Origin of the sequence: Mucilaginibacter sp. (assembly GCF_028287845.1) — a bacterium.
Taxonomy (GTDB): domain Bacteria; phylum Bacteroidota; class Bacteroidia; order Sphingobacteriales; family Sphingobacteriaceae; genus Mucilaginibacter.
Window position 1 is genome coordinate 1 of record NZ_JAQBOW010000103.1, and the last position, 26,015, is coordinate 26,015.

Here is a 26,015-nt window from a genome sequence, read left to right on the forward strand (position 1 = left end):
TTTCGGCTGGGTGGCAGAACAACTCCTTTGTTTAATAAATCCATCTATTTAGAAGGTTTTTCTGCTTATGGAACTAAGGATCATATATTCAAATATTACTTTGGCAGCACCTTTTCTTTTAATCAGAAACCTTATTACCAGTTTCCAAATGATTATTTGAAAGTTAGCTACCAGTATGATACTGACATACCGGGCCAAAACTTTTTAATTCAAAAGTCGCAAAGTATACTTTTATCAATTCGGCGGGGGACGAGTGATTTTTGGTTGTATAATAAAATTTTTAGAGTCGATTATGTAAAAGATTTTGAAAATCACTTTTCCTATAATGTTGAATTTAAGAACTGGAATCAGCAACCTGCAGGTGCACTTAATTATCAGATCAATAATCAGGCTAACAGCCCGGTACAAAATTTAACCACTACTGAATTTGATCTGGGTCTAAGATATGCACCTAATGAACATATTATGCAGGGCACCATGTACCGGCATACTATCTATAGTAAATACCCCATTTTCAACATGCAGATTAACCACGGATTCAGCGGAATACTTAACGGATCTTATAGTTATACGAACGTAAGCGCAAGTATCGGTAAGCGTTTTTACCTATCTCAGTTGGGTTATACTGACATTACCCTTCAGGGAGGGATTTTACTTGGCCAGGTTCCGTTCCCCTTGCTGAATATAATTCCGGCTAATCAAACCTACCTGTATGACCCTAACGCTTACAATATGATGAACTTTTTGGAGTTTGTGAGCGATCATTATGCCGGGTTAAACCTGACGCATAGTTTTGGAGGGTTCTTTTTAAATAAAGTGCCATTGATTGATCATCTTAAATGGAGAGAATATCTTTCGCTTAAAATTTTATATGGGGGCCTGCGCAATGAAAATAATCCGCGGTATACCGCCAATTTATATCAGTTCCCAGTTAGTTCAAGTGGCGTACCGGCAACTTATTCGCTCGGTAATACGCCTTATATAGAAGCAGGAGTGGGCATAGGAAATATATTTAAATTAGTACGGATCGATTTGATCCGCAGGTTTAATTATCTTGATCATCCCGGTATAACGCCTTATGGCCTCCGTTTCAGTTTTAGTCCCGATTTTTAATAAAAAAAATATGCCACCCCAAATCGTTCAGCTAATTAGCTCTTATAGCTATCTGGCTTTATTTCTACTAATTTATTTACAGGAAATAGGCGTTCCTATCCCCCTACCCAATGAGCTGTTGATGTTATTCGCGGGTTATTTATCTTTTAAAGGGATACTTTTTTTTCCGGCAGTGCTGCTATGCATCATTACCGCGGATTTTACGGGAACAATTACCTTATATCTGCTGTTTTACTTTTGCGGTAATTACCTAATGGCACATAAACCCAAATGGATTCCTTTATCCGATTCAACCCTTGATAGGTTACAGCAAAAAGTTACCCAGGGTGGCTGGTGGGCTGTATTTTTGTGCAGGATCACCCCTTTTATAAGGGGTTATACTTCAGTAGTTTCCGGCCTTTTGCGCTTAAAGCCGAAATGGTTTATGCCGATAGCGGGCATATCCTCCATCCTGGTGTGCGGAACCTATATAACACTTGGAGAAATATCCGGCCCTTATTGGAATGAAGTCGCAATTAAACTTAATCATTTCAGGTATGAGGCTCTCGGCTTAGTATTGTTGATTATCTCCATAATCGGCATAACCAGACTAAGCACTATCTTAAAAGAAAAAAAGAAGGCAAAAGAAAAACTGCAATATGAAAAGGACCGGTTCATCAGGCTGCATATGGTATCAGAAACCGCCTGGGTTACGCAGGGACAAGGCGTACATACTGCCTATATAGAATTAATGGAACTACTGGCCGGCGACCGGGATATTATTCTCACTGTAAACGGGGAAGGAAAAGGAAATATTTTCCACTCCCATACTTATGGGCCATACTATTTCTGGAAGGGATGGGCCTACAAAGGCAGGCGCATCCTTACCGCGCATGTAATACCGGATTCCAGTAAAGGCACTATTCCTTTTTGGAAACAACTATTTCCGCTAACCAGCCTGTACTTAAAAATGGTTTATTCTTTTGCCGATGTCGTGATCGCTATTTCACCTACGGTTGAAAAGGCGATTAAGGATTTAGGTGTAAAATCTGACATTGTACGAATATATAACCCCGTATTGACGGAAAACTGGGCAAGAACACCCGAAAACAGGCAAATAGGCAGGAAGCTTCTGGGGATTAAACCAAATGAAAAATTGATATTGGGGGTTGGGCAGTTGCAGGAAAGAAAAGGAGTAGAAGATTTTATTGATATGGCAATAGCCATGCCTGATCAAAAATTTGTATGGGTGGGTGGCCGCCCCTGGGGAATGTTCACCGAAGGCGTCCAGCGGATAAACAACCGGATCGAAAACGCCCCCGCCAATATTTTCTTTACCGGTTTAAAGGCAATTGAGGATATGCCGCCCCTATATGCCGCAGCTGATGTTTTTTTATTCCCGTCCTATCAGGAAAATTGCCCACTGGCACCTTTAGAAGCGGCGGCGGCAGGTTTGCCGGTGGTATACAGGGATATTAAGGAATATACTACCTTATACCGGGCACCTTATTTGAGGGCTACTGATACGGCCGCATTTATAAAAACCGCGCAGCGATTGATTGACGATCCGGACTATTACTGTGAGTCTGTTAAGACCTCCTGTCAGCTGATAGCAGAATTTGATAAAGAAAAAATAAAAAATGAATTGATAAGCCTTTACAGGCAAACGCTTGATAAATATTTTGAAGAAAATAAGTGGGGCAGTATATCAAGCACGTGGGCGAAACATTAGCCCACTATATTTTAAAATACTAATTATTTCGATAATGCGAGGACTTACTTTGGTGATTGGTATCCTTTATATCCCTTAAGTCTGAAAACATAATACTTTTTACAAACCATTCCGCTTCTGTACTCGGGAAATATCAGGGCCATATCATGAGTTTTAAAACTGTTAAATACCTTATTAGAGGTTTTATAGCTAAATAAATTTGAAGGACAAATATAATAAGCATCATCTCCGTACTTTAATGATTTCTTGTAATTATTCATCAAATAATATTGATGCAAATCCCAAATATTACCAAAACCATAAGTTTGTTGCCCCGTAGGATGGGCCATATAGAAGTCGACATGGGCTCCGGGAATCCAATTGGTAATAATTATGGGAGCTCCGACAGGCATTGTTTTTTTTGCTACATCACTTTTATATAAAGAATCGTATTTTATTCCGGCTGTTTTCCAGCCATATATATCTAAAGTCAAATCATTCGCGCCAACTTTCATTCCTTGCTTTTCTGCCGATAATGTGCCTGGAAAATAGTTGATGAGCATCAACTGGGAGATGGCTATAAAGATGGAATAGCCTATGGCTGATTTTAAAATAGTTGGTAGTTTGCCTGCTATGCTTTTTTCCCGGGAAGCCAATTTAATGGCCGGTAAAATTAATAATAGGCTAAATGCCGGACCGGGCCAATGTGGTAATGTCTCCCGAAAAAGAGATAAAAACACCAAAATCACAATCAGCGGTAAACCGCAAAACAACAATATTTGAATATGTTTTTTATCAACTGTTGAATTGCCTTTCAAGACCCAATAAATACCGCTAAAGACCAGAAAATAATGAATTGGGCCGGTAGAAAAAATTACTTCTGACAGGGTTTTCAAAAACATTCCCACATGCCACCCTGCCCCTGCCAGGCTTATCCGACTGCTATGAAATTTATAAGTAATAAAATCATGCTGAATGTTCCAGATAATAATAGGAGAAATAATAATGAAGGTAATGCCAAGTGATAAGTAAACGTATAAATTTTTGAGCCGGCTACGATCAAACACCAAAAGGTATGAACCTATTCCAAACCATAAAAAAACACCATGAACCTTGCTCATGATACATAGTCCTGATACTATACCAAATAAACACCAAAGCAAAGGGTATTTGGGGTGATCCGGAGGCATCTGAATAATCTTTACCAGCAGCAATACGCCAGATAGCCAAAATATCATTTGAGGGCTGTCTGGTAAAATAAAAACCCCAATTTCAATACTTGAATAAATGGAAGTTGTATAAAGCAATGCGGCAAACCAGCCGGTTCGTTCATCTTTAATTAGCGTGCCTAATTTAAAGATGAGCCAGGTACAAACAGCACAAGACATAACAGCGCCTAAACGAACGAAGAGCTCTGCATGTATTAAATTCATGGTTGTTAGCCGAATGAGCCAGGCAACCATAGGAGGGTGATCAAAATAGTTCCATTGAAGCTTTGTTGATAAAGCCCAATAATAAACCTCTACATTGCCCAATTCCAAAGAGGATGCAACAATAAGCCTTACCAGGGTAGAAATGGCGATTAACCAAAAAAGCTTTTTTTGATAATTCAAAATGACTTGATTTATCATCAATTATAATAAAACAATTTGAATGCTTTTTGAAGTTATGGATTTCATGGTTGCAATAATTCTATGACTCATCAAACCATTGCCTTATAAATAATTGAATTATAATATGTTTACACTTTTAAATATCTCCAAACAAAATCAAAATAGGTTGCAAAATAGTATATCATAAATGACGGTATACTATGGTTTGCTTTCAGTTCAGAATTTCTTCTTCTTGTAAACGATTAGCTTTTATCAATAAGAGCAAGATAATAGTTAAGCTTTTGTAGAATAATATCAACCGGCAGGTCTGCATTAGGATCAATTTGCGTGGATTCATATTTATCTTTTGGTTTAGTAACCTGCCTCTGTTCCTGCAAGCTTTTATCAAGGCAAAAGCCCAGCATGAGCTTTTTACGGTTAAGCCATAAGTAGCCTATTTTTTTTCCTTTATAAGTAAAGAAAGGTATCTGAAACTTGCGTTCATGGCAAATATCAGGATTGGCAAATAAAATAACATCCTTCAGCGCCAGCAGACAGCTTTGATACGGCTCGGGTTTAGACAGGTAATAAGACTCGAGTATAGTGTGCATCTCCATTAAAACAACAGTATTTTCATTTACCCAAAACAATTCATTATTACAAACTGCACTCCGGCTTGAAGGTCAACCACAACGGTTATACGGTACTAGGCCGAAAAACGCCTTTTCCGGTAGTAAAATAGGAAAATAAACTTGTTTTTATCCAATGCGTCCAACCCGGAGCACAGTCTTTGTAACACTCAACTTCGGGTGTAAGACCTTCATGCTTAAACTTCAGATCTGTTACGCCATTATTTTCAGTGACATCAAAAATTAACTTGGTGTTAGCCCATTCCTTTTTATCCGCATACCAGGGCATGTTGCAATCGGTAACTAACCAAACAACTCTTTTACCGGGAATTAATTCTGCAACGGTAAAGTTAAAGAAGGAATCCCCGCCCATTTTTACTATAAATTGATCATTTTGTTTTTCGGAATTTCCACTAAAGGTTACTCCCCACCACTCAGGTAACTTGCTGATCATTTTGATCGCCTCGTCCGCACTAATTTTTGCAGAAATACTGCTTATAAAATCGTTCTTTTCCATCTTATTTTATTTTTTATACAAAGATAGGGTCATGGCATCCCTAAGTATTGTACAAATCGGAACTCAGCTCTTATATTGTTTGGTTGAGAGCTCATTCGTGCTGTTTTGAAGATCGGTTGGGGTAGATCCGGTGAACCTTTTAAATGCCCTAATAAAATGAGATTGATCGTGGTAGTTATGGTAAATTTGTTCCTTTAGGTTTTGTAATTTAACACCAGTTGAATACGCGTGGTAAAATTGTTTAAATCGGACGATCTCGGAAAGGTTTTTGGCACCTGTCCCCAAATGCTCCGAGAATTTTCGATGAAGCCAGCGCGAACTATAACCTGTTTCCTTTTCAAGTTGTGTAACAGTCAGCAAACCATCAGCACCCAATATTCGACCGATACAATAATCATAGATAGGGTCAGCCACCGTTTTCTCCAACTGTTTGATCAAAAAATTTTGCAGAAGCTGCAATTTCAGATTTATAGAATTTGCTTCAACAAGTTGTGATTGAAGTTCTTCCGCGTGTTTGCCAATCAGGTCGGCCAGCTCTACAATTTGATTTTTGACCTCAGCGTACGATACGTTGAAAAAACGATATGCCCCGAGTGGGTTGAATTCTATAATTATTGTGCCAGTCTGCGCGTCTTCCTGGGAATCAAGAATGACAGGCAAATCAATCAGGCCCGTTAAACTTAGTTTATTTTCAGCTTGAATAAAGGTCTTATCGCCGATGCCGGCCACGATCCCGTTACGATAGGTAAGCGTTAATTTAAAATTTGCATTCGGGACGATCAGTTTTCTTTCCTTGGCGGGAAGACGGCCACTGCTTTCAAATACGTATATTTTTGCAACATACTGGCTTAGTAAAGGATGTGGCGTGATAGGAATGAATCGGAAATCTGTCATTTGTTTCTCCTCGCAAAGCATCAATGCTCATTAAAGATAAGAGTAAGAAATGCTTTCTCCAATTTTTATTGCAGAACGTATTTATAGGTGCTATAATTTAGTCATTTAGTTTTAATGAAACAAAAATAACCGGAACATTTCCCTATAACCATTTGTTATAAAGTGAGTTTACAGACCTACGATATAAACCACAAATAAGGAGGCGTCTGATGAAAAGTAAAAGTTTTTTTCCTACAGTTATATTCTTCATAATTTTAGGAATAGGTTTGGCAATAACCTACTCCATGAAAGAGGGTTCAACTCCGACCGAAAGTACTATTGCGGCTGCAATTGTCCTGATAATCGCCTCATTTATTTCTTCGGCGATTCAAATTGCTAATCCCTGGGAAAAAGCGGTGGTTCTGCGGCTGGGTAAATTTCAATCGCTAAGGGGGCCCGGGCTTTTTTTTATTATCCCAATCATAGATATGATACCCTACTGGATTGATACCAGGGTAATCTCCACCTCTTTTAAGGCAGAAAAAACGCTTACCAAAGACACGGTTCCGGTTGATGTAGACGCGGTATTATTTTGGAAAGTATTGGACCCGAAAAAAGCTGCACTTGAGGTGGCCGACTATAACAATGCCATCAACTGGGCTTCACAAACTGCTTTGCGGGATGTGATCGGGAAGACCATGCTTTCGGAAATGCTTGAGGGAAGGGACAAGATCAGCGATGTGCTGCAAAAAATTATCGACGAACGCACGGAACCATGGGGGATCAATGTCAATTCTGTTGAAGTTAAAGACGTTTTGATCCCTGCCTCATTAGAAAGTGCGATGTCCATGCAGGCCCAGGCAGAAAGAGAACGGCAGGCACGTGTAATTCTTGGTGATTCTGAACGACAAGTGGCTGAAAAATTTGCCGAAGCAGCCGAAGCTTATACCAACAACCCGGTAGCCTTGCATTTAAGGGCAATGAATATGCTCTATGAGGGATTGAAGCAAAACTCAACACTTGTAATTGTGCCTAGTTCGGCAATAGATACCATGCAGCTTGGCAACCTGGCAGGGATAACTGCACTGGCAACCGGGGTAGAACAGAAAAACTTAAACCAGAAAGGTAGCAAAAAATAAAGAGTAAAGGCTGCTTTTCAGCCCAGTTGCTCAACTTACTTACTAATTAATTAGCTAATATACCACTTCCTGACCTGAAATTTACTTAAGAATACAGCGTTCATTTGTGAATACTATCAAAAATGGCTGCAAACAAACACTATAAAAAATCATCACTCCTATTGCTCGCTTTTATCATGGGTTCGGCATTTAAACCTGCAGAAAAAACTGATGCTATTTTATTTACTCATGTAACATTCATAGACGGTAATGGTGGCAAACCGTTGTATAATGCGGATGTGCTGGTTAAAGGCAACAAAATAGCCGCTATAGGTAAAAACTTAAAAGCTAATAATGCTCGCATTATTGACCTGACAGGGAAAACAATAATACCCGCCCTAATCAGCGATCACGTTCATGTCGGATTGATTCGTGGGCCGGATAATAAAACCAATCCTTACACCCGAGACAGGATTGTAAGTGAGCTTAAAAAATATGAAAGCTATGGGGTAGGTACAATTATGGTGATGGGTACCGATAGACCAATTATGTTTGATGGCGGCATCCGGGATTCGTCAATGTCCGAACTGCTGCCAGGCGCACGCCTGCATTCTGCCGGTTATGGTTTTGGTATGCCCGGCGGTGCGCCGCCGGTAGAAATGGGTATGACTAAAGTTTACCGGCCATCTTCAGCAGCGCAAATTCCCCAGGAAATGGACAGCCTTGTACAGGTTAAGCCTGACCTGGTAAAATTATGGATCGATGATTTTAACGGTAAGTATAGCACCAAAATGTCACCTGCCATTTATAAAGCTATTATTGATGAGGCCCACAAAAAAGACCTGCGTGTTGCGGCCCATGTGTTTTATCTTTCGGATGCGAGGCAACTGATCAATGACGGTGCGAATATCATCGCACACAGCATCAGGGATAGCGTAATAGATGACGCGCTGATGCAAAAAATGAAAGCAAATCACGTGGTATATATCCCTACACTATCGCTGGATGAATATGCTTATATCTATGCCCGCAGGCCCGATTGGATCAATGATCCTTTCTTTAAAGCATCTCTGGAGCCGGGTGTGTATGAACTGATCACTTCTGAAAAATATCAGAATAACCTCAAAAACTCGCCCGCTTATGCCAAAAATATGGCTGCCTTTAGCATTGCCTTAAAGAACCTCAAAAAGATCTACGACGCCGGCATCCTGGTTTGCCTGGGTACAGATTCTGGTGCGATGATGTTACGGGCACAGGGATTTTCGGAACACCTGGAACTGGAGTTAATGGTACAGGCGGGGCTGACCCCGTTACAAGCGTTAACTGTTGCCACTAAAAATTCATCAGAGATGCTGCACATCGAAAAGCAATTTGGAACACTGCAAAAAGGAAAAATTGCAGACTTCATTATTCTGGATGGCAACCCTGCCGTTAATATTAAAAATACCCGCAAGATTTTAGCGGTATACAAATCCGGCAAGGAAGTGAGCAACGGGCCATTAAGTAATTAATAGTTACATTCTGATTGCTCCGAATGAACCAACCAATTATTTTCTCATTTAACACCTATCCGAGTATCGCACAATGCGATACCTTACCATTTTCAGCATACACTAACTCAAGCTAAATTCAATTAATAGCTTACGGACCTGCCTGCTCCTTCTTGTTTAAGGACTCCTAATTTCGTGAAGTTCTGAGCCAATTAATTATTTATTCAGCTCAAGTATAAGTAAAACATGAGCCGATTAGTGTTTTTAATCGACTCATATTATTAGATATGTCCATCAAATTAAGGAATAACCACAAGTCAATGGTCAATTAACAAAATTAGAAAACCCGCACTTGCGCTCTTAAAAGGGACTTTTAAGCATAAAAAAACCTCCTAGTAGTGCTAGGAGGTCTGATTTTTTGTGGTATCAGCTGGGATCGAACCAGCGACACAAGGATTTTCAGTCCTTTGCTCTACCGACTGAGCTATGATACCGACCGTTTAAGGACTGCAAATGTAGCCTTTTTTTTATTTATAGGTATTTTTTTTTTGAAAATTCTGCTGCTTAATACATAGGCCGTAATTAACTATGCAGTAAATCAAATAATTACAGCTCCAAAAAAAACAAAAGAGTATGTAAATGTTTACTGGTATATTAATAGTTGATAGATAAAACTATCTTTGAGTAAATTACTATGCACGCATAATGATTGCACAGATCATCTTTATCTTTATATTAATATCAGCCATTTACCTGTTTAGTAAAAACGCGGGTAAAATTAGGCGCAATATTTTGTTGGGGAAAAACACCAATCGGGCCGACCAACCCGCCAGGCGATGGATGGTGATGGCAAAAGTAGCCCTGGGGCAAACCAAAATGGTTAAGCGCCCGGTAGCCGCTATAATGCACTTCTTTATTTATATAGGCTTTATCATCATTAATCTTGAAGTTTTAGAGATAATGATAGATGGTGTATTTGGCTCGCACCGTATTTTTTCAAATCCTTTAGGTAGTTTATATGGTTTGCTGATAGGTGGATTTGAAATATTAGCCATATTGGTACTTATAGCCTGTGTAGTTTTCCTTACCCGTAGAAACCTGATCCGTTTAAAGCGTTTTAGCGGCGCAGAGATGACCGAATGGCCAAAATCTGATGCCAACTATATCCTCATTATTGAGATATGCTTAATGACCGCCTTTTTAACCATGAACGCTGCCGACTATAAGCTGCAAGCTTTACATTTTGGTCATTATATTAAAGCGGGGAGTTTCCCGGTAAGTAGTTTAATAGCTCCGCTCCTATCGGCAAATACAAATACATTGGCCATTACGGAGCGTGTTTGCTGGTGGCTGCATATTGTTGGGATACTGGCGTTTTTAAATTATCTGCCTTACTCCAAACATTTTCATATACTGCTAGCTTTCCCTAACACATGGTATTCAAACCTGGAGCCTAAGGGCGAGTTTACCAATATGGCAGCTGTTACTAATGAGGTAAAAGCAATGCTTGATCCATCGTTTGTACCCGAAGGCAACGGCGAACCGGCCCGCTTTGGTGCGAAGGATGTAACCGACCTCACCTGGAAAAACCTGATGGAAGCCTATACCTGCACCGAGTGCGGCCGGTGTACCTCTGTTTGTCCGGCTAATATTACGGGCAAGCTACTATCGCCCCGTAAAATTATGATGGATACCCGCGACCGTATAACCGAAGTGGGTAATAACATAGATAAACATGGCAAGGAACACCAGGATGGTAAATCCTTGCTGGATGATTACATAACCCGTGAAGAACTTTGGGCCTGCACCACCTGCAACGCTTGTGTGGAGGCCTGCCCCGTAAATATAAATCCGCTGGAAATTATAACCGAAATGCGCCGCTATATTGTTATGGAAGAATCGCAGGCACCTGCAAGTTTGAATAATATGTTTGGCAATGTTGAAAATAACAGCGCCCCGTGGAAATATAGTAACGCAGACAGATTTAATTGGGCGGAGAAATAGTCAGTATATCATTGGGTCATTAAGTCATTGTATCGCGACTTAATGACCCAATGACGCAATGACCTAATGACTAAAAGAATGACAGAAATAAAAGTCCCCACCATGGCCCAAATGGCTGCCGAAGGCAAACAGCCCGAAATATTATTTTGGGTTGGCTGTGCAGGCAGTTTTGATGAACGCGCGCAAAAAATAACCCGCGATATCTGCAAAATATTGCAGCATGTTGGGATGAGTTATGCCGTATTGGGTACCGAGGAAAGCTGCACCGGCGACCCTGCCAAGCGTGCGGGTAATGAATTTCTGTTCCAGATGCAGGCCATGACCAATATACAGGTGCTGGATGGTTACCATATTAAAAAGATAGTTACCGGTTGCCCGCATTGCTTTAATACCATAAAAAATGAGTATCCGGGTTTAGGTGGTAATTACGAGGTGATACACCACTCGCAACTGATACAACAGCTCATTGACGAAGGCAAACTAAAAGCCGAAGGTGGCGAAAGCTTCAAAGGTAAACGCATTACTTACCATGACCCTTGTTATTTAGGCAGGGGAAATAATATTTATGAAGCTCCGCGCAAAGCATTAGAAATATTAGATACCGAGTTGGTTGAAATGAAACGTTGTAAAAGCAACGGCTTATGCTGTGGCGCAGGCGGCGGGCAAATGTTTAAAGAACCCGAGAAAGGCAATAAAGACATCAATATGGAACGTATAGACGAGGTAATAGCTATTAACGCGCAAGTTGTTGCCGCCGCTTGTCCATTTTGCATGACAATGCTAAGCGATGGCGTAAAGAACCATGATAAGGACGATAAAATAGTGGTGTTGGATATAGCAGAGATAACCGCGAGAGCAAATGGATTATAATCCCTTCGTCTTAAAATAATTTAACGCGTTGCGCAAACTATCCAGCCTTTCGGGGTCCATGTTTTTTACCGGGATACTTAAGACCATAGCCATCGAATCTACATTACCTTTTTTGTCATTATAGGTTTGTACAATAATGTCATCTCCCTTGGCTTTTAACTGCAGGGTGCCATTACTAACCGTACCCACGTAATCTATATCATCTAATTTTTGCAGGAAGAAAGAGAAATATTCCTGCTTACCATTCTGGTAAACTTTACGCATACGGATAAACGAATCATCTGTTAATACCAGCTCCCATTTTTTTAATTTAACGTCGGATGATGCATCGAAGGATTGCGCCAAACATTTGTTACCCCAGCTTAACCAGTCCTGGTCGCCCATACCCGCGACAAAGCAAAAACTAATCAAAACGGTTAGTATGACAGAAAAAATAATTGCTATTTTTTTGATTTTTAGCAGAACTGATTTTACCATGACAACAAAACTCTGCCCCTAAGTTAATAAATTGGTAGCTTTGCAGATGCAATTTTCTGAAAATTCAAGAGTATGGGTATATCAGTCGGATAAAAAACTGGCTGATGGGGTTGTACAGCAAATTCAGCAACGCTTAAACAGCTTTACTGCCGAGTGGACAGCCCACAATAATCAGCTTAAGGCCAAAGCCGAAATACGCTATAATCGTTTCTTTATATTGATAGTTGACGAAACGCAGGCGGGCGCTAGCGGCTGTTCTATTGATAAGTCGGTTAATTTTATGAAGCAATTGGAGCAGGAATTTAACATCAGCCTGTTTGATCGTTTTAATTTAGCTTATCGCGATGCCGGTGAGGTACTCTCCTTACCCCGTCATGATTTTGAAGAACTGCTAAAACAAGGCAGCATCAATACAGATACCATTGTATACAACAACCTGGTACAAAACCTTACCGAGCTGGAAACCAAATGGGAAGTACCATTTAAGGATAGCTGGCACATACAATTGTTTAGGGATTTGGTGAGTTAATCTAAATCGGGCAAAAACGTTTGTAAATCTTGTGAGCGCTCTTTTAATTTTACAACTCGAAATGAGAAGTGGGTTCAGGTGGGTTCAGGTAGCTCTGGGTAGAAATGGTTTATAATTTGTTGTCCATATTTTTCATTATCTTGGTACTATGGAACAATACGATCATCGCATTGACACGTATATAGGCAAGAAACCTGCCTTTGCTCAACCAATATTACAGCATTTACGCGCGCTGGTACATTCTGTATCGCCGCAGATAACCGAGACCATAAAGTGGGGCCATCCGTTTTTTGAGTATAATAACGGTACGCTTGCCAATATGGCTTGCTTTAAAGAGCACCTGGCATTTGGCTTATGGAGCAGTACAGCCATTGTAGATACGCATGGCGTATTGCAACGCCCGGGCGAAAAAGAAGCTGCGGGAAATTTCGGGCGAATTACAAAACTGTCTGATCTGCCTGCTGATGATATCATGATAGATTTCATCAAACAGGGTATGGCATTTATTGAAAAAGGCGAAAAATCTCCGGCAAGAAAAGCGTCCGCAGCCAAACCACCTAAAGCAGAGATTGCTACGCCCGATTATTTTTTAGAAGCATTGGCAAAAGACGAGAAAGCCGCAGCTGCTTTCTACAATTTTAGTCCGTCGCATAAAAGAGAATACCTGGAATGGATAATCGACGCCAAAACAGAAGCTACCCGCCAAAAGCGTATAGAAACCGCTATGGAATGGATGACAGAAGGTAAATCAAGAAATTGGAAGTATAAGTAGGAAATACAACTTGTCATTTCGAGCGATAGCGAGAAATCTATAGACACGCAAATAGCAAGTGTATAGATTTCTCACTCGTACCTCGTATCGAAATGACAAGTTTTTTTATTGAATAAAACTCTCCAATATTTTAAACCCACCGGTAGTTTCCAGCTCTATTTTATCAATTGTTTTTGGCAGCAATATACACTCGCCCATTTTAACCGGATAGCTTTCGCCGTTATAGTTAATGGTGTACTCGCCGGCAACACATACATGTATTACAAACGAATCAAGATTGCTGTAATCTTTACTGATGTTTTCGGTAGCATCCAATACACTGGTAGTAAAATACGGGCATTTAACCAGTTGAACTGTTTCATCCTTTTCGGGCGTGTATTTGGTTTTATAGTTTCCGTAGTATTTATAATCTATTGCTGCTAAAGCTTCCTCGGTATGCAGCTCGCGTTTGTTGCCATTGGCATCAACACGGTCAAAATCATAAATACGGTAAGTTATATCAGATGTTTGCTGTATCTCGGCCAATAGTAAACCGGCTCCAATAGTATGTACACGTCCGGCAGGTAAAAAGAAAACATCACCAGCGTTTGCGGTTTCACGATTCAAGATGTCCATTAAATGGCCGCTGTTGAATTTTTCTAAATACTCTTCCTGAGTTAATTCTTTGTTGAAACCCGCAATTAGCGTAGAGCCGGGATCAGATTCAATAATATACCACATTTCGGTTTTACCGAAAGAGTTATGGCGCTTTTTAGCTAATTCATCATTAGGGTGAACCTGTATAGAAAGATCCTCGTTGGCATCAATAAACTTTACCAATAGCGGGAAGATATTACCGAAATGCGCATATACCTTTTTACCCACTAATTCTTCGCCATGTTTTTCTAACAAATCAGCTAATGATTCGCCAGCTAAAGCGCCGTTGGCAACTATCGAAACATCGGTTTTTACGCCTGATATTTCCCAGGTTTCTCCGCAGTTTGGTAGTGAGCCAAAATCTTTATGCAGGTAGGTTTTTATTTTTTGACCACCCCAAATTTTGTCTTTGTAAATGGTTTTGAATTTTAGCGGATATAATGCAGACATAGCAGATATAATTTTGTGCTAAGTTAGGTATTTTGGGTAAGCCTGAAACAAGGTTTTGCTAAAAATGTCAAATAATGTAGCTATCGTATAATGTGGAATATAGACATATTCAATAAATACAAAAAGCCCTGACTTGTGCCAGGGCTTTTAATATTTAGATATTAGGTTATACTTACTTACCTAACTTCTTTTTCAAATTTTCGTCAATAGCTTCCAAAAATTCTTCGGTGTATAAGTAATCTGTACCGTGCTCAACTTTTGGTTTAATGGTTATGGCCAAATCTTTGGTCATTTTACCGCTTTCAACAGTTTCAATACAAACCTCTTCTAAAGCCTTACAGAAATCAATCAGCTCTTGGTTACCGTCCAATAAACCACGGAACTCTAAACCACGTGTCCACGCGAAGATAGACGCGATAGGGTTAGTTGATGTAGGTCGGCCTGCCTGGTGCTCGCGGTAGTGACGGGTTACGGTACCATGTGCCGCTTCTGCTTCCATTACAGTACCATCCGGAGTAACTAAGGTCGAGGTCATTAAACCTAACGAGCCAAAACCTTGCGCAACGGTATCAGATTGTACGTCGCCATCGTAGTTTTTACAGGCCCATACAAAATTACCGTTCCATTTTAAGGCGGATGCAACCATGTCATCAATTAAACGATGCTCATAGGTAATGCCAGCGGCAGCAAACTTGGTTTTATAGTCTGCCTGGTATATCTCTTCGAAAATATCTTTAAAACGGCCATCATATTTTTTAAGGATGGTGTTTTTGGTTGATAGATACAAAGGCCAGCCTTTCATTAATGCCTGGTTAAAGCACGCGTGTGCAAAACCACGGATAGATTCATCGGTATTATACATTGCCAAAGCAACGCCATCGCCTTTAAAGTTAAACACTTCAAATGATTGCTCAGGACTGCCATCTTCCGGCGTAAATTTTATGGTTAGTTTACCTTTTCCTTTAGTTAAGAAATCGGTAGCACGATACTGGTCGCCAAAAGCATGACGGCCAATGCAAATAGGTGCTGTCCAGTTTGGTACCAAACGCGGCACATTGTTCATTACAATAGGCTCTCTAAAAACAGTACCATCTAATATATTACGGATAGTTCCGTTTGGCGATTTCCACATTTGCTTTAAGCCAAATTCTTCCACACGCTGCTCATCAGGCGTAATAGTAGCACATTTAATACCTACACCATATTGCTTAATGGCATTAGCGGCATCAATAGTTACCTGGTCATTAGTTTCATCGCGATATTCTAAACCGAGATCATAATACTTAATATCCAGATCCAGATAAGGAACTATCAGTTTATCTTTTATAAACTTCCAGATAATGCGGGTCATTTCATCGCCATCCAGCTCAACTACCGGATTATTTACTTTAATTTTTGACATACCAGGTGCTCTATTTTTTTTATTATTAATGGCACCAAATATATAAAAATTGATTTTACCATTTAGTTAATTACCTATTCAAAACTAACAAGTTGGTAAATTTTACGTTACTATTGTTTTATTAACGTTTGATTGCACTTTTATCATTATTAAAATTAAAAAAAAAGCAACTATTATTTTAAAGCATTGTTTACCATACTGTTTAAAGTTACCCTAATTATTGCCTGTAAGTAACATACTAACATATTTCTATATGATAAATTGTTTAAAAATTACTTTTATAACAGTATGTAGCTGTTTGCTTTGTTATTCGGCCAAAGCACAGGTAGGTAATGATTATGCCCAATATGATTTAGGTATTGGCCTGGACATAAACAAAGCATATACCGCTGCGCAAACCGTTACACCTACCAAATCAGTTCATTTTAATTTTAATTATAATTCAAGCCCGTATGTTAATTACGTGTTTGAATTGCAGTTTGGCGAATTAAAGGGTGGCGATTCCTTGACAACCAGTACAGGCAGGCAATTTACCAATAACTTCGCAGCGGTAATATTTAGGGCACAGCTGCAGGCCGGCGAAATAATAGATTATTCGCAAAGCAAATTTGCCAATGCTTTAAAAAATCTTTATGCATCTACAGGTGTAGGGCTTGTTATAAATCACATGAAAGAAATAAACAGAGCTTCTATTCTGGATCCCGGATTCTATACACCCGGCGACGACAATAGTAGCCAAATACTTATCCCGGTAAGGTTTGGGTATGAAATTAAATTTTTTAATAGATATGATCAGCCCGGCTTTAAAATAGACCTGGGGTACCAATATAATTTTATAATGGGTGATGGCCTTGACGGTTTTACTGTTAGTAATCAAAAAGATTCCTACTCTCAATACTCCATCGGGATAAAATTTGCTGTAGGTGGAGTTGTATCCTCTAAAAAAAGGATTAATTTTTGATATTTAAACTGTTTTGGCAGGATTTTTTCTATATGTTTTATGTATATTTAATAAAACATTAGCCACATGAGCAATAATCCATTTGATAACGAAAACGACGACAGGGACAAAAGTCTTAAGGACGAGCTTGGCGAAACAGTTGACAAAGATCAATTGCGTTTTAACGCCGATGATAATAGCTATGAACTTGATGTAAAAAGTGATGATCCGAATTATGACCATCCTGACCCTTATAACACCTCACAAAAAAATGGGGCCGATATCAGCTCAACCTATGATGAAGCTAATCCTTATGATGTGATGGATGAGTATATACCAAATGAGTCATTAGAAACAGATGTTGACCGATTAGGTATGCATATTGACGATGGCGAAAGTGTAATAGTTGACCCAATTGACGAAATGCTTTCGCATACGCCCGAGGATGACAGGGATGACCTGGACGAAGAGGGTTATCCAAAAAACGATACACCTAAATAACAATCGGTAAAATAAAAAAATCGTAGGGGCGCAATATTTTGCGTCTCTTTTTATTTAATCAGAAAACTTAATAAAAATAGAGCTTTTATCTGCATCAATCAAAATCAAGGTTAAATCGCTTTTTAAGCTCGGCCAATTGTGGGTTTTTGGCTGCCATATATTGATATTTCTCCTGGCTGGTATAGGGGCGCTTAACTCTTACCTGTTCGTCTATCCTGGTATTTACCTCTATACTATAGTTTTTAAGGGTACTGCGTAAGTAATTAAGCAAAGGTGGTTTTTCATCACGAAATTCTTTTTCCTGCGATTTGTTTTCAACTAATACCTCAAACTCATAGGGTTTAAGCATTTTTGGCACCTCGGATATAAATATAGTGAATAGGCTCATCTTGCCTTCGGCTTTTACAGTGGCGGCAAATGTGTTCCAATGCTTCAAAAAATCGTCGAAACTAAAATCTTCTCTGGCATCTCCTTTTTGGTATGGGTCTTCTTCTTCCGCTATTGTTTCCTGTGCAGCATTCAGGTCTTTTAATGAGGGTATCTTTGTAGTGGCCCCATTTAAATTAGGGATAAAAACAGTTTTGGGCTTCTCTGCAACGGGCGTTTCCTTTACAGTCCCGGAAATTTCTTTTACTGGTTCTGATATTTTTGGTGTAGTTGTATAAATAGCCGGGGTATCGCTCATTATCGGCACCTCGTTATTGATAGTACCTGTTTGAGGAGAATTTATTGCTGAGGTATCAGGTTTTTTTTTTAGCTGCCCGCTGTTATCGGGCATTACGGTTAGCGGCGTGGCAGCCAGGTTAAATACCGAGAGCAGGTGGCACATTTTAAGCAGAGCCAGTTCAACCTGCAAACGCTGGTTCTTGCTCAGTTTATAATTCAGGTCGCACTGGTTGGCAATATTCATGGCCGATAGCAGGAACGACACATTTGCCGCCTGCGATTGCTGCAGATATTTAGCTTTAATACCCTCGCTTACCTCTAATAACTTTAAAGTTGATGCATCCTTAGTTACCAGCAGGTTGCGAAAATGCTCTGACAGCCCTGATATAAAATGCGCGCCATCAAAGCCTTTGGTTAATATCTCATCAAAACATAACAAGGTTTTGGCCGTATTTTCTCCCAATAAGCTATCAGTTATGCTAAAATAATAATCGTAATCAAGTATATTCAGGTTATCAATAACCGAGCGATAGGTAACATTAGCATCAGAGAAACTCACGATCTGGTCAAACATGGATAAAGCGTCCCTTAAACCGCCATCAGCTTTTTGGGCGATAATGTGCAGGCCGTCAACCTCGTATTTAATGCTTTCTTTTTGTGCTATTGATGCCAGGTGATGAGCCATATCATCAACGCTGATACGGTTAAAATCAAATATCTGGCAACGCGAAAGTATGGTAGGCAATATTTTATGTTTCTCGGTAGTGGCCAATATAAATATGGCATAATGCGGTGGTTCTTCCAACGTTTTCAGGAAAGCGTTAAAAGCCGCCTGCGATAGCATGTGCACCTCATCAATAATATAAACCTTGTAACGCGCGCCTTGCGGCGGTATACGCACCTGCTCTATCAGGCTGCGGATATCATCAACCGAGTTATTTGAGGCCGCGTCTAATTCATGAACATTAAAAGAGTTACCATTTTGAAAAGACTGGCAAGTGCTGCAAACGCCGCAAGCCTCGCCGTTAGGCTGTAAGTTTTCGCAATTAATGGTTTTGGCAAGGATACGCGCGCAGGTAGTTTTACCCACGCCCCGCGGGCCACAGAACAAAAATGCCTGCGCCAGCTGATTATTCTTAATAGCGTTTTTTAACGTATTGGTTATATGTTGCTGACCAACAACGGTTTCGAAAGTAGCCGGGCGATATTTGCGTGCCGAAACGATAAAATTATCCACAGCTACTAAGTTAGCAAGAAATTGCTTTACCTGAAAGTATCAGAAAAGGATTGTTGATAAAATTGGAATTTTACTTTTCTCTTCCGCAGTCTGTGTCCTCGCAGACCGCTATTGTAAAGTTGTCTGTGAGGACACAGAAAACGAATTTTCTTTTTTATTGAAGATCATCATCCGGCAAATGATCGTCGTCCGGGTTTGGGTTGGTAATATCGTACCCATCATCTTCGCCGGGTTCATTTATATCATCATCTACCTGTATGGCATGCAGATCGTCAAGGTCGGCAGCCCGATCATCAAAATCTTCATCTTCCTCATCATCTTCTATGTCGCTTTCTACATCATCAAAATCATCTCCCGGCGATTGAAAATAGATGGTATCATACATAAATGTAGTGTGGTTTGCTTTTTGGCTTTCAAGATATTCAAACTCCATGGCAGTAATATTTTGTTAATTAAAAGACAACCGAACTTAGGCTAATGTTTTGTATAGAATGTTAATTTGGTATTTTATTTTTATTAACAAAAGTTAGCTATTACATCACCTATAATGGTAGCATTACTATAGTGTGTTATTTTACTACCATTTCTGTTGGATAATTAAAAATAACTTACTACATTTGCAACCCCGAATTATCGGGTAATTAATTAAAAATCAAAGTATAATAATGCAACAGTACGAAATCGTGATCGTTCTAACCCCGTTGTTATCAGAAGAAACTGCTAAAGAGGCAATAGCCAAATATAGCAAAACCTTAACTGATGGCGGAGCCGAAATTGTCCAGGAGGATAATTGGGGTTTGAGAAAATTAGCGTACCCTATCCAGAAAAAATCTACAGGGTACTATCACTTAACTGAATTTAAGGCTCCAGGTGAATTAATTAACAAATTGGAAATCGAGTTAAGGCGCGATGAGCGTGTTTTGCGTTTCCTTACCATTGCTTTGGATAAACATGCCGTTGCATACAATGACAAAAAACGCACAGGTGCCTTTAACAAGAAACCAGCTGCTAAAGTGGAGGAAACCAAATAATGGCAAACGATCAAATTAAATACGTTACCGCCCCTAAAGTAGAGGACAACCGTAAAAAATACTGCCGTTTTAAAAAGAATGGTATTAAGTATATTGATTACAAAGACGCTAACTTTTTATTAAAGTTTATTAATGACCAGGGTAAATTATTACCCCGCCGTTTAACCGGTACTTCATTAAAATTTCAGCGCAAAGTGGCCCAGGCCGTTAAACGCTCACGCCACATTGGTTTATTACCTTATGTTACAGACTCATTAAAATAATCAGGAGGTAAGAAAACATGGAAGTTATTTTAAAACAAGACATAAAAAACCTGGGCGATAAAGACGATGTAGTAACCGTTAAACCAGGATATGGCCGTAACTACCTTTTTCCTAAAGGTTATGCCATATTAGCTACTGTATCTGCACGTAAAGTTTTAGCCGAAAACCTAAAACAAGCGCAGTTTAAACAAGAAAAAATACGCAAGGATGCTGATGCAATTGCCGCCCGTTTAGAAGGTGTGAAGTTGACTATCGGCGCTAAAGCCGGCGAAACCGGTAAAATATTTGGTGCCATCAACACAATTCAAGTTGCTGATGCATTGAAGAAAGAAGGTTTTGAAGTTGACCGTCGTAGAATTACTTTTGACCAGGAACCAAAATTTGTTGGTGATTACACTGCAATTGTAAACCTGCATAAAGAAGTTAAGGTACAAGTACCTTTCTCTGTAGTAGCTGAGTAATTTCGGGTAACCGAATTATTATAGAATTTAAAGGTGTTTAGCATTGCTAAACACCTTTTTTTGTTTTCACAGCTCTTGTCATTCTGAGCGATAGCGAAGAATCTTCTACGCGCAATGAGTACGGCGCTCTATTATCAATTATATAAGATTCTTCGCTATCGCTCAGAATGACAGGCGGAATAATAAATTCCGAAATCGAAATTCCGAAATCCGAAATAATTAAGATATTTTCGCCCTATGAAAGGTCTCGGCAAACTCATCTGGCGCATTGTTAAACTAACCCTGATTCTTTTCATTGGGATCACTGTGTTTTGGGTTATTATATACCGCTTTATAAACCCGCCTGTAACATGGCTAATGCTTACCCGTGGGTTTGAGCAAAGAGCCGCCGGCAAACCCTGGAAGATAGACAAGCAATGGCGCGACTTTGATGATATTGCCGACCCCATGAAACGCGCCGCCGTAGCCGCCGAAGATCAATTGTTCCTGGATCATTTTGGTTTTGATTTTAAAGCGATGGAACGGGCCATTGATAAAAACTCGCATTCGCATAAGCTCATAGGTGGCAGTACCATTTCACAACAAACGGCTAAAAACGTTTTTTTATGGCCGGGGAGATCATACATACGCAAAGGATTTGAGGCTTACTTTACCTTACTGATAGAAGCTTTCTGGAGCAAACGCCGCATTATGGAAGTTTATCTGAACGAAATTGAAATGGGCGACGGTATATATGGCGTAGAAGCAGCAGCGCAGGCATATTATCATAAAGACGCTTTCGACTTAAACCGCCAGCAAGCGGCTGCGATAGCCTCAATTTTCCCTGATCCGCTAAAATGGTCGCCAACCGACCCGACAGATTATGTGAGGCACAGACAGTATTTGATTATGAAGAATATGCGCAGGTTAGGGCCGATGGATTTTTAACCCCCTAATGGGGGAACAATAGCGAAGTAGCCTAATGACCAATGACGTAAGACTAATGACTATTTAATCTTTCACAAATCTCTCTTATAGATTTCCTTATCGGCTTAAACTCAATATTAACAGCGGCTTTAATTTTTGAGTTATCAAAATCACGTACCTGTGTAGACGACTTAGCAGCGATCTTATCCAACGCCGGCGATTTGCGTGTAATGAAAGCGATAACAGCCGCGCCGCGCCAGGCTATTTCCATCATCCAGGCTTTGGCTAATATGGCGGGTGGGGGCATGTTAAAACCTTTGGCTATTTCGGCAGTGATATCTTTGTAACTCCAATTCTCGGCATTAATAATGTAACGCTCTGCGGTAGTATCGCTTTCCATCAGTGCTATCATACATTTGGCCACATCTTCTACATCAACAAACCCTGCAGTACCTTCTGTATAAAACTTAAGTCCTTTACGTACCGTTTCAAACAATTGTCCGCTACCTAAGGTCCCGGCGTTGGCACCAATAATTAGTGACGGATTAACAATTACCGCATTCAATCCTTCGGCAATACCGCGCCACACTTCCATCTCGCTTTCCAGTTTTGATATGGCATAGCCATCATTTTCGGTAGACGATTCGAGGTGATGGTTCTCTGTTATCAGTTCGCCGGGCTTGGCGTGCCCTATGGCAGCTATAGAGCTTACGTGTACCAGCTTTATATCCCTGTCTAGACATAAGTTAACCAGGTTGGCCGTACCGGCAACATTGGTACTTATCATGGGCTCTTTATCGGCTTGCTTTAACGATACCCAGGCCGCGCAATGATAAACCTGCGTTACACCCTGCAGTGCATCCTCCAGCGCGAAAATATCCAGCATATCCGCATCAGCCCACTCTATCTGGCTATAAGGCACCAATAATAACGGAATAATAGAATTAGCGCGTTTGGTACAGCGTATCTGCTCACCTTTTTCGGCCAATTGCTTAGCCAGTTCTGATCCTAAAAAACCTGTTGCCCCTGTTATTAATATCATTTTAGATGTGCAGATACGTAGATGTGCAAATGTGCAGATAGATGCTCGGATATGCAAATGCGTGTATGTTTCATCTTGTTTCACTACTTCTAAAAAGTCTGTTTCACAGATAATTGATTGTCAGTATTTAACATTAAAAACATACATAAAAATACTGACGAATAAGTTGTTACATTTTGTTACATCACTTTTTCACAATAAACTCATAAACAATATTTTAAGTCAAAATCTTGTTTCACTTGTTACATTTTGTTTCACCATTTCGTGAAACAAACAATACCACTCAGTTGCATCCGTACACTTGCACATCTGCGCATCTATCTGCATATTTGCACATACGCACATCATTACATGTCCTTATCCGATTTCTTTACACCTATCGACCTTAAAAAGATCATTCCTAAAAATGGTTATTATACCAGTCATTTAGGTAGTAAGATAGATCATTACGTGGTTAACTTCCCTGAACTGGAACAAATGCATATTGCCATCATTGGTGTGCAGGAAGACCGTAATGCCATAAATAATCCCGGCTGTTCTTTAGGGCCAGATTATGTGCGCGAAAAACTATACCTGTTAAACGAAGGGTCATACGACACTAAAATTGTTGATCTGGGTAACATCCGCCAGGGCGAAACCGTTACCGATACTTATTTCGCGCTTAAAACCGTAGTTGCCGAGCTGATTAAAATGGATATTATCCCCGTGATTATAGGCGGTGGCCAGGATCTTACCTATGCTCAATACCTGGGCTATGAAACTTTAGAACAAAAGGTTGATTTGGTTATTGTGGATTCGCACTTTGACCTTGAGGACGACGAAAATATAGATAGTATTGAAACAACCTCAACATCGTATCTAAATAAAGTGTTTTTACACGAGCCTAATTACCTGTTTAACTACAGCAACCTGGGCTATCAAACTTTTTTTGCCAGCCAGGATAGCCTGCGGGTAATGGAGAAGCTTTATTTTGATGTACATCGTTTAGGCGAGCTAAGCTATAATGTTACGGTTACAGAGCCTATCATTCGTAATGCCAATATGGTAAGCTTTGATATGGGCGCCATTCGCGCGTCGGATGCTATGGGTAATGCCAATGCTACACCCAATGGTTTTTATGGTGAGGAGGCCTGCCAGATATGCCGTTACGCGGGCTTCAATGACAAGCTAACCTCTATAGGTTTTTATGAGTTTAACCCGGCTTATGACAGTAATGGCCAAACCGCTATGCTGTTATCGCAAATGATATGGTATTTTATTGATGGCGTTTATAACCGTAAAAAAGATTTCCCGCTTAATCCAAAATCGCAATACCTTATCTATAAAACCAGCCTGAAACATGATGCGCACGAGCTGGTATTTGTAAAAAGCAAAAAATCCGACCGTTGGTGGATGCAGGTACCTTATCCGACAGGTGGCTCAAAAAATGCACGTTTTCATTTGGTACCCTGCCGATACGAGGATTATAAAATTGCAACATCCGGCGAAATGCCCGATCTTTGGTGGCGCACATATCAAAAATTAAACTAACAGGCAATGCTTAAGCTATTTATACGTTAATCATCCTATATAGTATTCAATTTAATTCATGAAGAAATTATTTTTTTTAGCAATGGCTTTATTGCCATCAATCGTATTTTCACAAACACTAACTCAGAATTTTACAGTAAAAGGTAAAGTTGGTAATATAAATTCTCCTGCCGAGGCTTTCTTGTTTTACCAGATTGGTGCTAACCGGGTTATTGATTCGTCAATGGTTGTTAACGGTAACTTCAGTATTTCGGGCTTTATATCCAATCCGGTAAATGCTTATTTAATAATTGATCATAAAGGCGTGGGACTTCAAAAATTAGATAAAAATCCTGACGTAATAACTTTCTTTTTAGACAAAAGCAACATAGCTATAACCACCGCCCGCGATTCTGTATATACCGCTAAAGTTACCGGTTCTGTAATAAATGATGAGAATAACGATCTTGCCCTTCAGTTAAAACCAATTAACGAGGAAGCTAAAAAACTGGATGACGAACGAAATACTGCCATCAAAAACAAACAAAATACACCTGGTTTTCAACGCGATATTGAAGCAAAAGGCAAGGCCTTGCAGGATAAACAAAAATCTATCCTGCAAAATTTTATTGTAACCCATCCTAACAGCTATCTGAGCTTACTTGCGTTAAACGCGCTGGGTAAACAAGGAAAGGCCCCTGCAGAGATGGAAAGTCTGTTTAATGCTTTAACCCCTGCAATAAAGGATATGGAGACAGCTAAAATGCTGAAAAAATCTATCGATGATTCGAAAATTATAGCCATTGGCTCAATTGCTCCAGATTTCATACAAACCGATACAGGTAGAAACCCTATAAGGCTTTCATCTTTTAGGGGCAAGTATGTATTAATAGATTTCTGGGCATCGTGGTGCGGCCCGTGCCGCATGGAAAACCCTAATGTAGTTAAGGCTTATAACAAGTATAAAAATAAAAACTTTACCATTATCGGGGTTTCGTTAGACAGGGCCGATGGTAAAGCTGATTGGATAAATGCCATAAAAAAAGATAAGCTGGAGTGGACACAGGTATCCGATCTGAAATACTGGAGCAACCTGGTGGCTGTATCTTATTTTATTACCTCTATCCCTGCAAACTTCCTTCTAGATCCTAATGGAAAAATCATTGCCAAAGACCTGCGCGGCAGCGACCTGGAAGATAAATTAGCAGAGTTGTTTGGGAAGATATAAATTATTTCGCAACGCGCTTTCACACGCGTCATAGCGAGGAACGAAGCAATCTCTACGTAGGATATTCAA

Annotated in this window: 26 protein-coding genes and 1 tRNA gene; 16 read left to right on the forward strand and 11 right to left on the reverse strand. The window is 39.9% G+C overall.

Annotation, left to right across the window (positions count from 1 at the left end):
- Together JWP71_RS10010 and JWP71_RS10015 are read left to right on the forward strand one after the other, a co-directional pair.
- Positions 1-1,113 (forward strand): DUF5686 family protein (locus JWP71_RS10010; RefSeq protein ID WP_299499263.1); only part of this gene is annotated, 1,113 nt, incomplete at its 5' end.
- Between the two features lie 10 nt (positions 1,114-1,123).
- Positions 1,124-2,824 (forward strand): glycosyltransferase, encoded by a 1,701-nt coding sequence (locus tag JWP71_RS10015; protein ID WP_299499265.1) that lies wholly within the window; start codon positions 1,124-1,126, stop codon positions 2,822-2,824.
- A gap of 44 nt (positions 2,825-2,868) precedes the next feature.
- On the opposite strand, the gene JWP71_RS10020 is transcribed toward JWP71_RS10015, so the two are convergent.
- The 4 genes from JWP71_RS10020 to JWP71_RS10035 form a co-directional block, all read right to left on the reverse strand.
- Positions 2,869-4,434: a glycosyltransferase family 39 protein gene (locus tag JWP71_RS10020; protein WP_299499267.1), complete on the reverse strand. Its 1,566-nt coding sequence runs from the start codon at positions 4,432-4,434 to the stop codon at positions 2,869-2,871.
- A gap of 224 nt (positions 4,435-4,658) precedes the next feature.
- Positions 4,659-5,006, reverse strand: coding sequence for a DUF1801 domain-containing protein (locus tag JWP71_RS10025; protein WP_299499269.1), 348 nt, complete (start codon positions 5,004-5,006; stop codon positions 4,659-4,661).
- An 85-nt stretch (positions 5,007-5,091) separates the two neighbouring features.
- Positions 5,092-5,541 carry an SRPBCC domain-containing protein gene (locus tag JWP71_RS10030; protein ID WP_299499271.1) on the reverse strand — a complete coding sequence of 150 codons (450 nt, stop codon included), beginning with the start codon at positions 5,539-5,541 and terminating at the stop codon, positions 5,092-5,094.
- A 63-nt stretch (positions 5,542-5,604) separates the two neighbouring features.
- Positions 5,605-6,435 (reverse strand): helix-turn-helix domain-containing protein, encoded by an 831-nt coding sequence (locus tag JWP71_RS10035; protein WP_299499272.1) that lies wholly within the window; start codon positions 6,433-6,435, stop codon positions 5,605-5,607.
- Between the two features lie 209 nt (positions 6,436-6,644).
- Here JWP71_RS10035 and JWP71_RS10040 point away from each other — a divergent pair, with 209 nt between their 5' ends.
- Both JWP71_RS10040 and JWP71_RS10045 read left to right on the forward strand, forming a co-directional pair.
- Positions 6,645-7,553, forward strand: coding sequence for a slipin family protein (locus JWP71_RS10040; protein ID WP_299499274.1), 909 nt, complete (start codon positions 6,645-6,647; stop codon positions 7,551-7,553).
- 122 nt (positions 7,554-7,675) lie between these two features.
- Positions 7,676-9,043 carry an amidohydrolase family protein gene (locus JWP71_RS10045; protein WP_299499276.1) on the forward strand — a complete coding sequence of 456 codons (1,368 nt, stop codon included), beginning with the start codon at positions 7,676-7,678 and terminating at the stop codon, positions 9,041-9,043.
- Between the two features lie 400 nt (positions 9,044-9,443).
- Here JWP71_RS10045 and JWP71_RS10050 read toward each other — a convergent pair.
- Positions 9,444-9,516, reverse strand: a tRNA-Phe gene (locus JWP71_RS10050).
- A 211-nt stretch (positions 9,517-9,727) separates the two neighbouring features.
- Here JWP71_RS10050 and JWP71_RS10055 point away from each other — a divergent pair.
- Both JWP71_RS10055 and JWP71_RS10060 read left to right on the forward strand, forming a co-directional pair.
- Complete coding sequence (locus tag JWP71_RS10055; protein ID WP_299499277.1) at positions 9,728-11,026, forward strand: (Fe-S)-binding protein; 1,299 nt, start codon at positions 9,728-9,730, stop codon at positions 11,024-11,026.
- Positions 11,027-11,092: 66 nt separating this feature from the next.
- A complete protein-coding gene (locus JWP71_RS10060; protein WP_299499279.1) occupies positions 11,093-11,896 on the forward strand; it encodes a (Fe-S)-binding protein in 804 nt (267 codons plus the stop codon).
- Here JWP71_RS10060 and JWP71_RS10065 read toward each other — a convergent pair.
- Positions 11,891-12,373 (reverse strand): hypothetical protein, encoded by a 483-nt coding sequence (locus JWP71_RS10065; protein ID WP_299499281.1) that lies wholly within the window; start codon positions 12,371-12,373, stop codon positions 11,891-11,893. The genes JWP71_RS10060 and JWP71_RS10065 overlap by 6 nt on opposite strands.
- Positions 12,374-12,419: 46 nt before the next feature.
- Here JWP71_RS10065 and JWP71_RS10070 point away from each other — a divergent pair, with 46 nt between their 5' ends.
- Both JWP71_RS10070 and JWP71_RS10075 read left to right on the forward strand, forming a co-directional pair.
- Positions 12,420-12,902: an ABC transporter ATPase gene (locus JWP71_RS10070; RefSeq protein ID WP_299499283.1), complete on the forward strand. Its 483-nt coding sequence runs from the start codon at positions 12,420-12,422 to the stop codon at positions 12,900-12,902.
- A gap of 148 nt (positions 12,903-13,050) precedes the next feature.
- Positions 13,051-13,674 (forward strand): YdeI/OmpD-associated family protein, encoded by a 624-nt coding sequence (locus tag JWP71_RS10075; protein WP_299499285.1) that lies wholly within the window; start codon positions 13,051-13,053, stop codon positions 13,672-13,674.
- A 105-nt stretch (positions 13,675-13,779) separates the two neighbouring features.
- Here the strand turns inward: JWP71_RS10075 and JWP71_RS10080 are convergent, their stop codons facing one another.
- Positions 13,780-14,760, reverse strand: coding sequence for a type I phosphomannose isomerase catalytic subunit (locus JWP71_RS10080; RefSeq protein WP_299499287.1), 981 nt, complete (start codon positions 14,758-14,760; stop codon positions 13,780-13,782).
- Between the two features lie 172 nt (positions 14,761-14,932).
- Complete coding sequence (locus JWP71_RS10085; RefSeq protein ID WP_299499289.1) at positions 14,933-16,162, reverse strand: NADP-dependent isocitrate dehydrogenase; 1,230 nt, start codon at positions 16,160-16,162, stop codon at positions 14,933-14,935.
- A gap of 253 nt (positions 16,163-16,415) precedes the next feature.
- On the opposite strand from JWP71_RS10085, the gene JWP71_RS10090 reads away from it, so the two are divergent.
- Together JWP71_RS10090 and JWP71_RS10095 are read left to right on the forward strand one after the other, a co-directional pair.
- Positions 16,416-17,123 (forward strand): hypothetical protein, encoded by a 708-nt coding sequence (locus tag JWP71_RS10090; protein WP_299499290.1) that lies wholly within the window; start codon positions 16,416-16,418, stop codon positions 17,121-17,123.
- A gap of 66 nt (positions 17,124-17,189) precedes the next feature.
- Positions 17,190-17,603: a hypothetical protein gene (locus JWP71_RS10095; RefSeq protein WP_299499292.1), complete on the forward strand. Its 414-nt coding sequence runs from the start codon at positions 17,190-17,192 to the stop codon at positions 17,601-17,603.
- A 94-nt stretch (positions 17,604-17,697) separates the two neighbouring features.
- On the opposite strand, the gene JWP71_RS10100 is transcribed toward JWP71_RS10095, so the two are convergent.
- Both JWP71_RS10100 and JWP71_RS10105 read right to left on the reverse strand, forming a co-directional pair.
- A complete protein-coding gene (locus tag JWP71_RS10100) occupies positions 17,698-19,506 on the reverse strand; it encodes a DNA polymerase III subunit gamma/tau (RefSeq protein ID WP_299499294.1) in 1,809 nt (602 codons plus the stop codon).
- 154 nt (positions 19,507-19,660) lie between these two features.
- Positions 19,661-19,939 (reverse strand): hypothetical protein, encoded by a 279-nt coding sequence (locus tag JWP71_RS10105; protein WP_299499295.1) that lies wholly within the window; start codon positions 19,937-19,939, stop codon positions 19,661-19,663.
- A 232-nt stretch (positions 19,940-20,171) separates the two neighbouring features.
- Between JWP71_RS10105 and rpsF the strand changes: the two genes are divergently transcribed.
- The 4 genes from rpsF to mtgA all read left to right on the forward strand — a co-directional run bounded on the left by rpsF (position 20,172) and on the right by mtgA (position 22,188).
- Positions 20,172-20,537 carry a 30S ribosomal protein S6 gene (gene rpsF, locus JWP71_RS10110; protein ID WP_299499297.1) on the forward strand — a complete coding sequence of 122 codons (366 nt, stop codon included), beginning with the start codon at positions 20,172-20,174 and terminating at the stop codon, positions 20,535-20,537.
- Positions 20,537-20,800 carry a 30S ribosomal protein S18 gene (gene rpsR / locus JWP71_RS10115; RefSeq protein WP_191162967.1) on the forward strand — a complete coding sequence of 88 codons (264 nt, stop codon included), beginning with the start codon at positions 20,537-20,539 and terminating at the stop codon, positions 20,798-20,800. Before rpsF ends, rpsR begins: the two co-directional genes overlap by 1 nt.
- Positions 20,801-20,817: 17 nt before the next feature.
- Complete coding sequence (gene rplI / locus JWP71_RS10120; RefSeq protein ID WP_299499302.1) at positions 20,818-21,261, forward strand: 50S ribosomal protein L9; 444 nt, start codon at positions 20,818-20,820, stop codon at positions 21,259-21,261.
- 237 nt (positions 21,262-21,498) lie between these two features.
- Positions 21,499-22,188, forward strand: a complete 690-nt coding sequence (mtgA, locus tag JWP71_RS10125) for a monofunctional biosynthetic peptidoglycan transglycosylase (protein WP_299499304.1) — start codon at positions 21,499-21,501, stop codon at positions 22,186-22,188.
- Between the two features lie 52 nt (positions 22,189-22,240).
- Here the strand turns inward: mtgA and JWP71_RS10130 are convergent, their stop codons facing one another.
- Positions 22,241-23,209, reverse strand: a complete 969-nt coding sequence (locus JWP71_RS10130; protein ID WP_299499306.1) for an NAD-dependent epimerase/dehydratase family protein — start codon at positions 23,207-23,209, stop codon at positions 22,241-22,243.
- Positions 23,210-23,560: 351 nt separating this feature from the next.
- Between JWP71_RS10130 and JWP71_RS10135 the strand changes: the two genes are divergently transcribed.
- Together JWP71_RS10135 and JWP71_RS10140 are read left to right on the forward strand one after the other, a co-directional pair.
- A complete protein-coding gene (locus JWP71_RS10135) occupies positions 23,561-24,739 on the forward strand; it encodes a formimidoylglutamase (RefSeq protein WP_299499364.1) in 1,179 nt (392 codons plus the stop codon).
- A gap of 58 nt (positions 24,740-24,797) precedes the next feature.
- Positions 24,798-25,946 carry a TlpA disulfide reductase family protein gene (locus tag JWP71_RS10140; protein WP_299499309.1) on the forward strand — a complete coding sequence of 383 codons (1,149 nt, stop codon included), beginning with the start codon at positions 24,798-24,800 and terminating at the stop codon, positions 25,944-25,946.
- Positions 25,947-26,015: the final 69 nt, after the last annotated feature.

Bases quoted from the DNA above. Each gene is read 5' to 3' on its own strand.
- JWP71_RS10015 (WP_299499265.1), top strand. From the start codon at position 1,124: ATGCCACCCCAAATCGTTCAGCTAATTAGCTCTTATAGCTATCTGGCT.
- JWP71_RS10020 (WP_299499267.1), bottom strand. From the start codon at position 4,434: ATGATAAATCAAGTCATTTTGAATTATCAAAAAAAGCTTTTTTGGTTA.
- JWP71_RS10025 (WP_299499269.1), bottom strand. From the start codon at position 5,006: ATGCACACTATACTCGAGTCTTATTACCTGTCTAAACCCGAGCCGTAT.
- JWP71_RS10030 (WP_299499271.1), bottom strand. From the start codon at position 5,541: ATGGAAAAGAACGATTTTATAAGCAGTATTTCTGCAAAAATTAGTGCG.
- JWP71_RS10035 (WP_299499272.1), bottom strand. From the start codon at position 6,435: ATGACAGATTTCCGATTCATTCCTATCACGCCACATCCTTTACTAAGC.
- JWP71_RS10040 (WP_299499274.1), top strand. From the start codon at position 6,645: ATGAAAAGTAAAAGTTTTTTTCCTACAGTTATATTCTTCATAATTTTA.
- JWP71_RS10045 (WP_299499276.1), top strand. From the start codon at position 7,676: ATGGCTGCAAACAAACACTATAAAAAATCATCACTCCTATTGCTCGCT.
- JWP71_RS10055 (WP_299499277.1), top strand. From the start codon at position 9,728: ATGATTGCACAGATCATCTTTATCTTTATATTAATATCAGCCATTTAC.
- JWP71_RS10060 (WP_299499279.1), top strand. From the start codon at position 11,093: ATGACTAAAAGAATGACAGAAATAAAAGTCCCCACCATGGCCCAAATG.
- JWP71_RS10065 (WP_299499281.1), bottom strand. From the start codon at position 12,373: ATGGTAAAATCAGTTCTGCTAAAAATCAAAAAAATAGCAATTATTTTT.
- JWP71_RS10070 (WP_299499283.1), top strand. From the start codon at position 12,420: ATGCAATTTTCTGAAAATTCAAGAGTATGGGTATATCAGTCGGATAAA.
- JWP71_RS10075 (WP_299499285.1), top strand. From the start codon at position 13,051: ATGGAACAATACGATCATCGCATTGACACGTATATAGGCAAGAAACCT.
- JWP71_RS10080 (WP_299499287.1), bottom strand. From the start codon at position 14,760: ATGTCTGCATTATATCCGCTAAAATTCAAAACCATTTACAAAGACAAA.
- JWP71_RS10085 (WP_299499289.1), bottom strand. From the start codon at position 16,162: ATGTCAAAAATTAAAGTAAATAATCCGGTAGTTGAGCTGGATGGCGAT.
- JWP71_RS10090 (WP_299499290.1), top strand. From the start codon at position 16,416: ATGATAAATTGTTTAAAAATTACTTTTATAACAGTATGTAGCTGTTTG.
- JWP71_RS10095 (WP_299499292.1), top strand. From the start codon at position 17,190: ATGAGCAATAATCCATTTGATAACGAAAACGACGACAGGGACAAAAGT.
- JWP71_RS10105 (WP_299499295.1), bottom strand. From the start codon at position 19,939: ATGGAGTTTGAATATCTTGAAAGCCAAAAAGCAAACCACACTACATTT.
- rpsF (WP_299499297.1), top strand. From the start codon at position 20,172: ATGCAACAGTACGAAATCGTGATCGTTCTAACCCCGTTGTTATCAGAA.
- rpsR (WP_191162967.1), top strand. From the start codon at position 20,537: ATGGCAAACGATCAAATTAAATACGTTACCGCCCCTAAAGTAGAGGAC.
- rplI (WP_299499302.1), top strand. From the start codon at position 20,818: ATGGAAGTTATTTTAAAACAAGACATAAAAAACCTGGGCGATAAAGAC.
- mtgA (WP_299499304.1), top strand. From the start codon at position 21,499: ATGAAAGGTCTCGGCAAACTCATCTGGCGCATTGTTAAACTAACCCTG.
- JWP71_RS10130 (WP_299499306.1), bottom strand. From the start codon at position 23,209: ATGATATTAATAACAGGGGCAACAGGTTTTTTAGGATCAGAACTGGCT.
- JWP71_RS10135 (WP_299499364.1), top strand. From the start codon at position 23,561: ATGTCCTTATCCGATTTCTTTACACCTATCGACCTTAAAAAGATCATT.
- JWP71_RS10140 (WP_299499309.1), top strand. From the start codon at position 24,798: ATGAAGAAATTATTTTTTTTAGCAATGGCTTTATTGCCATCAATCGTA.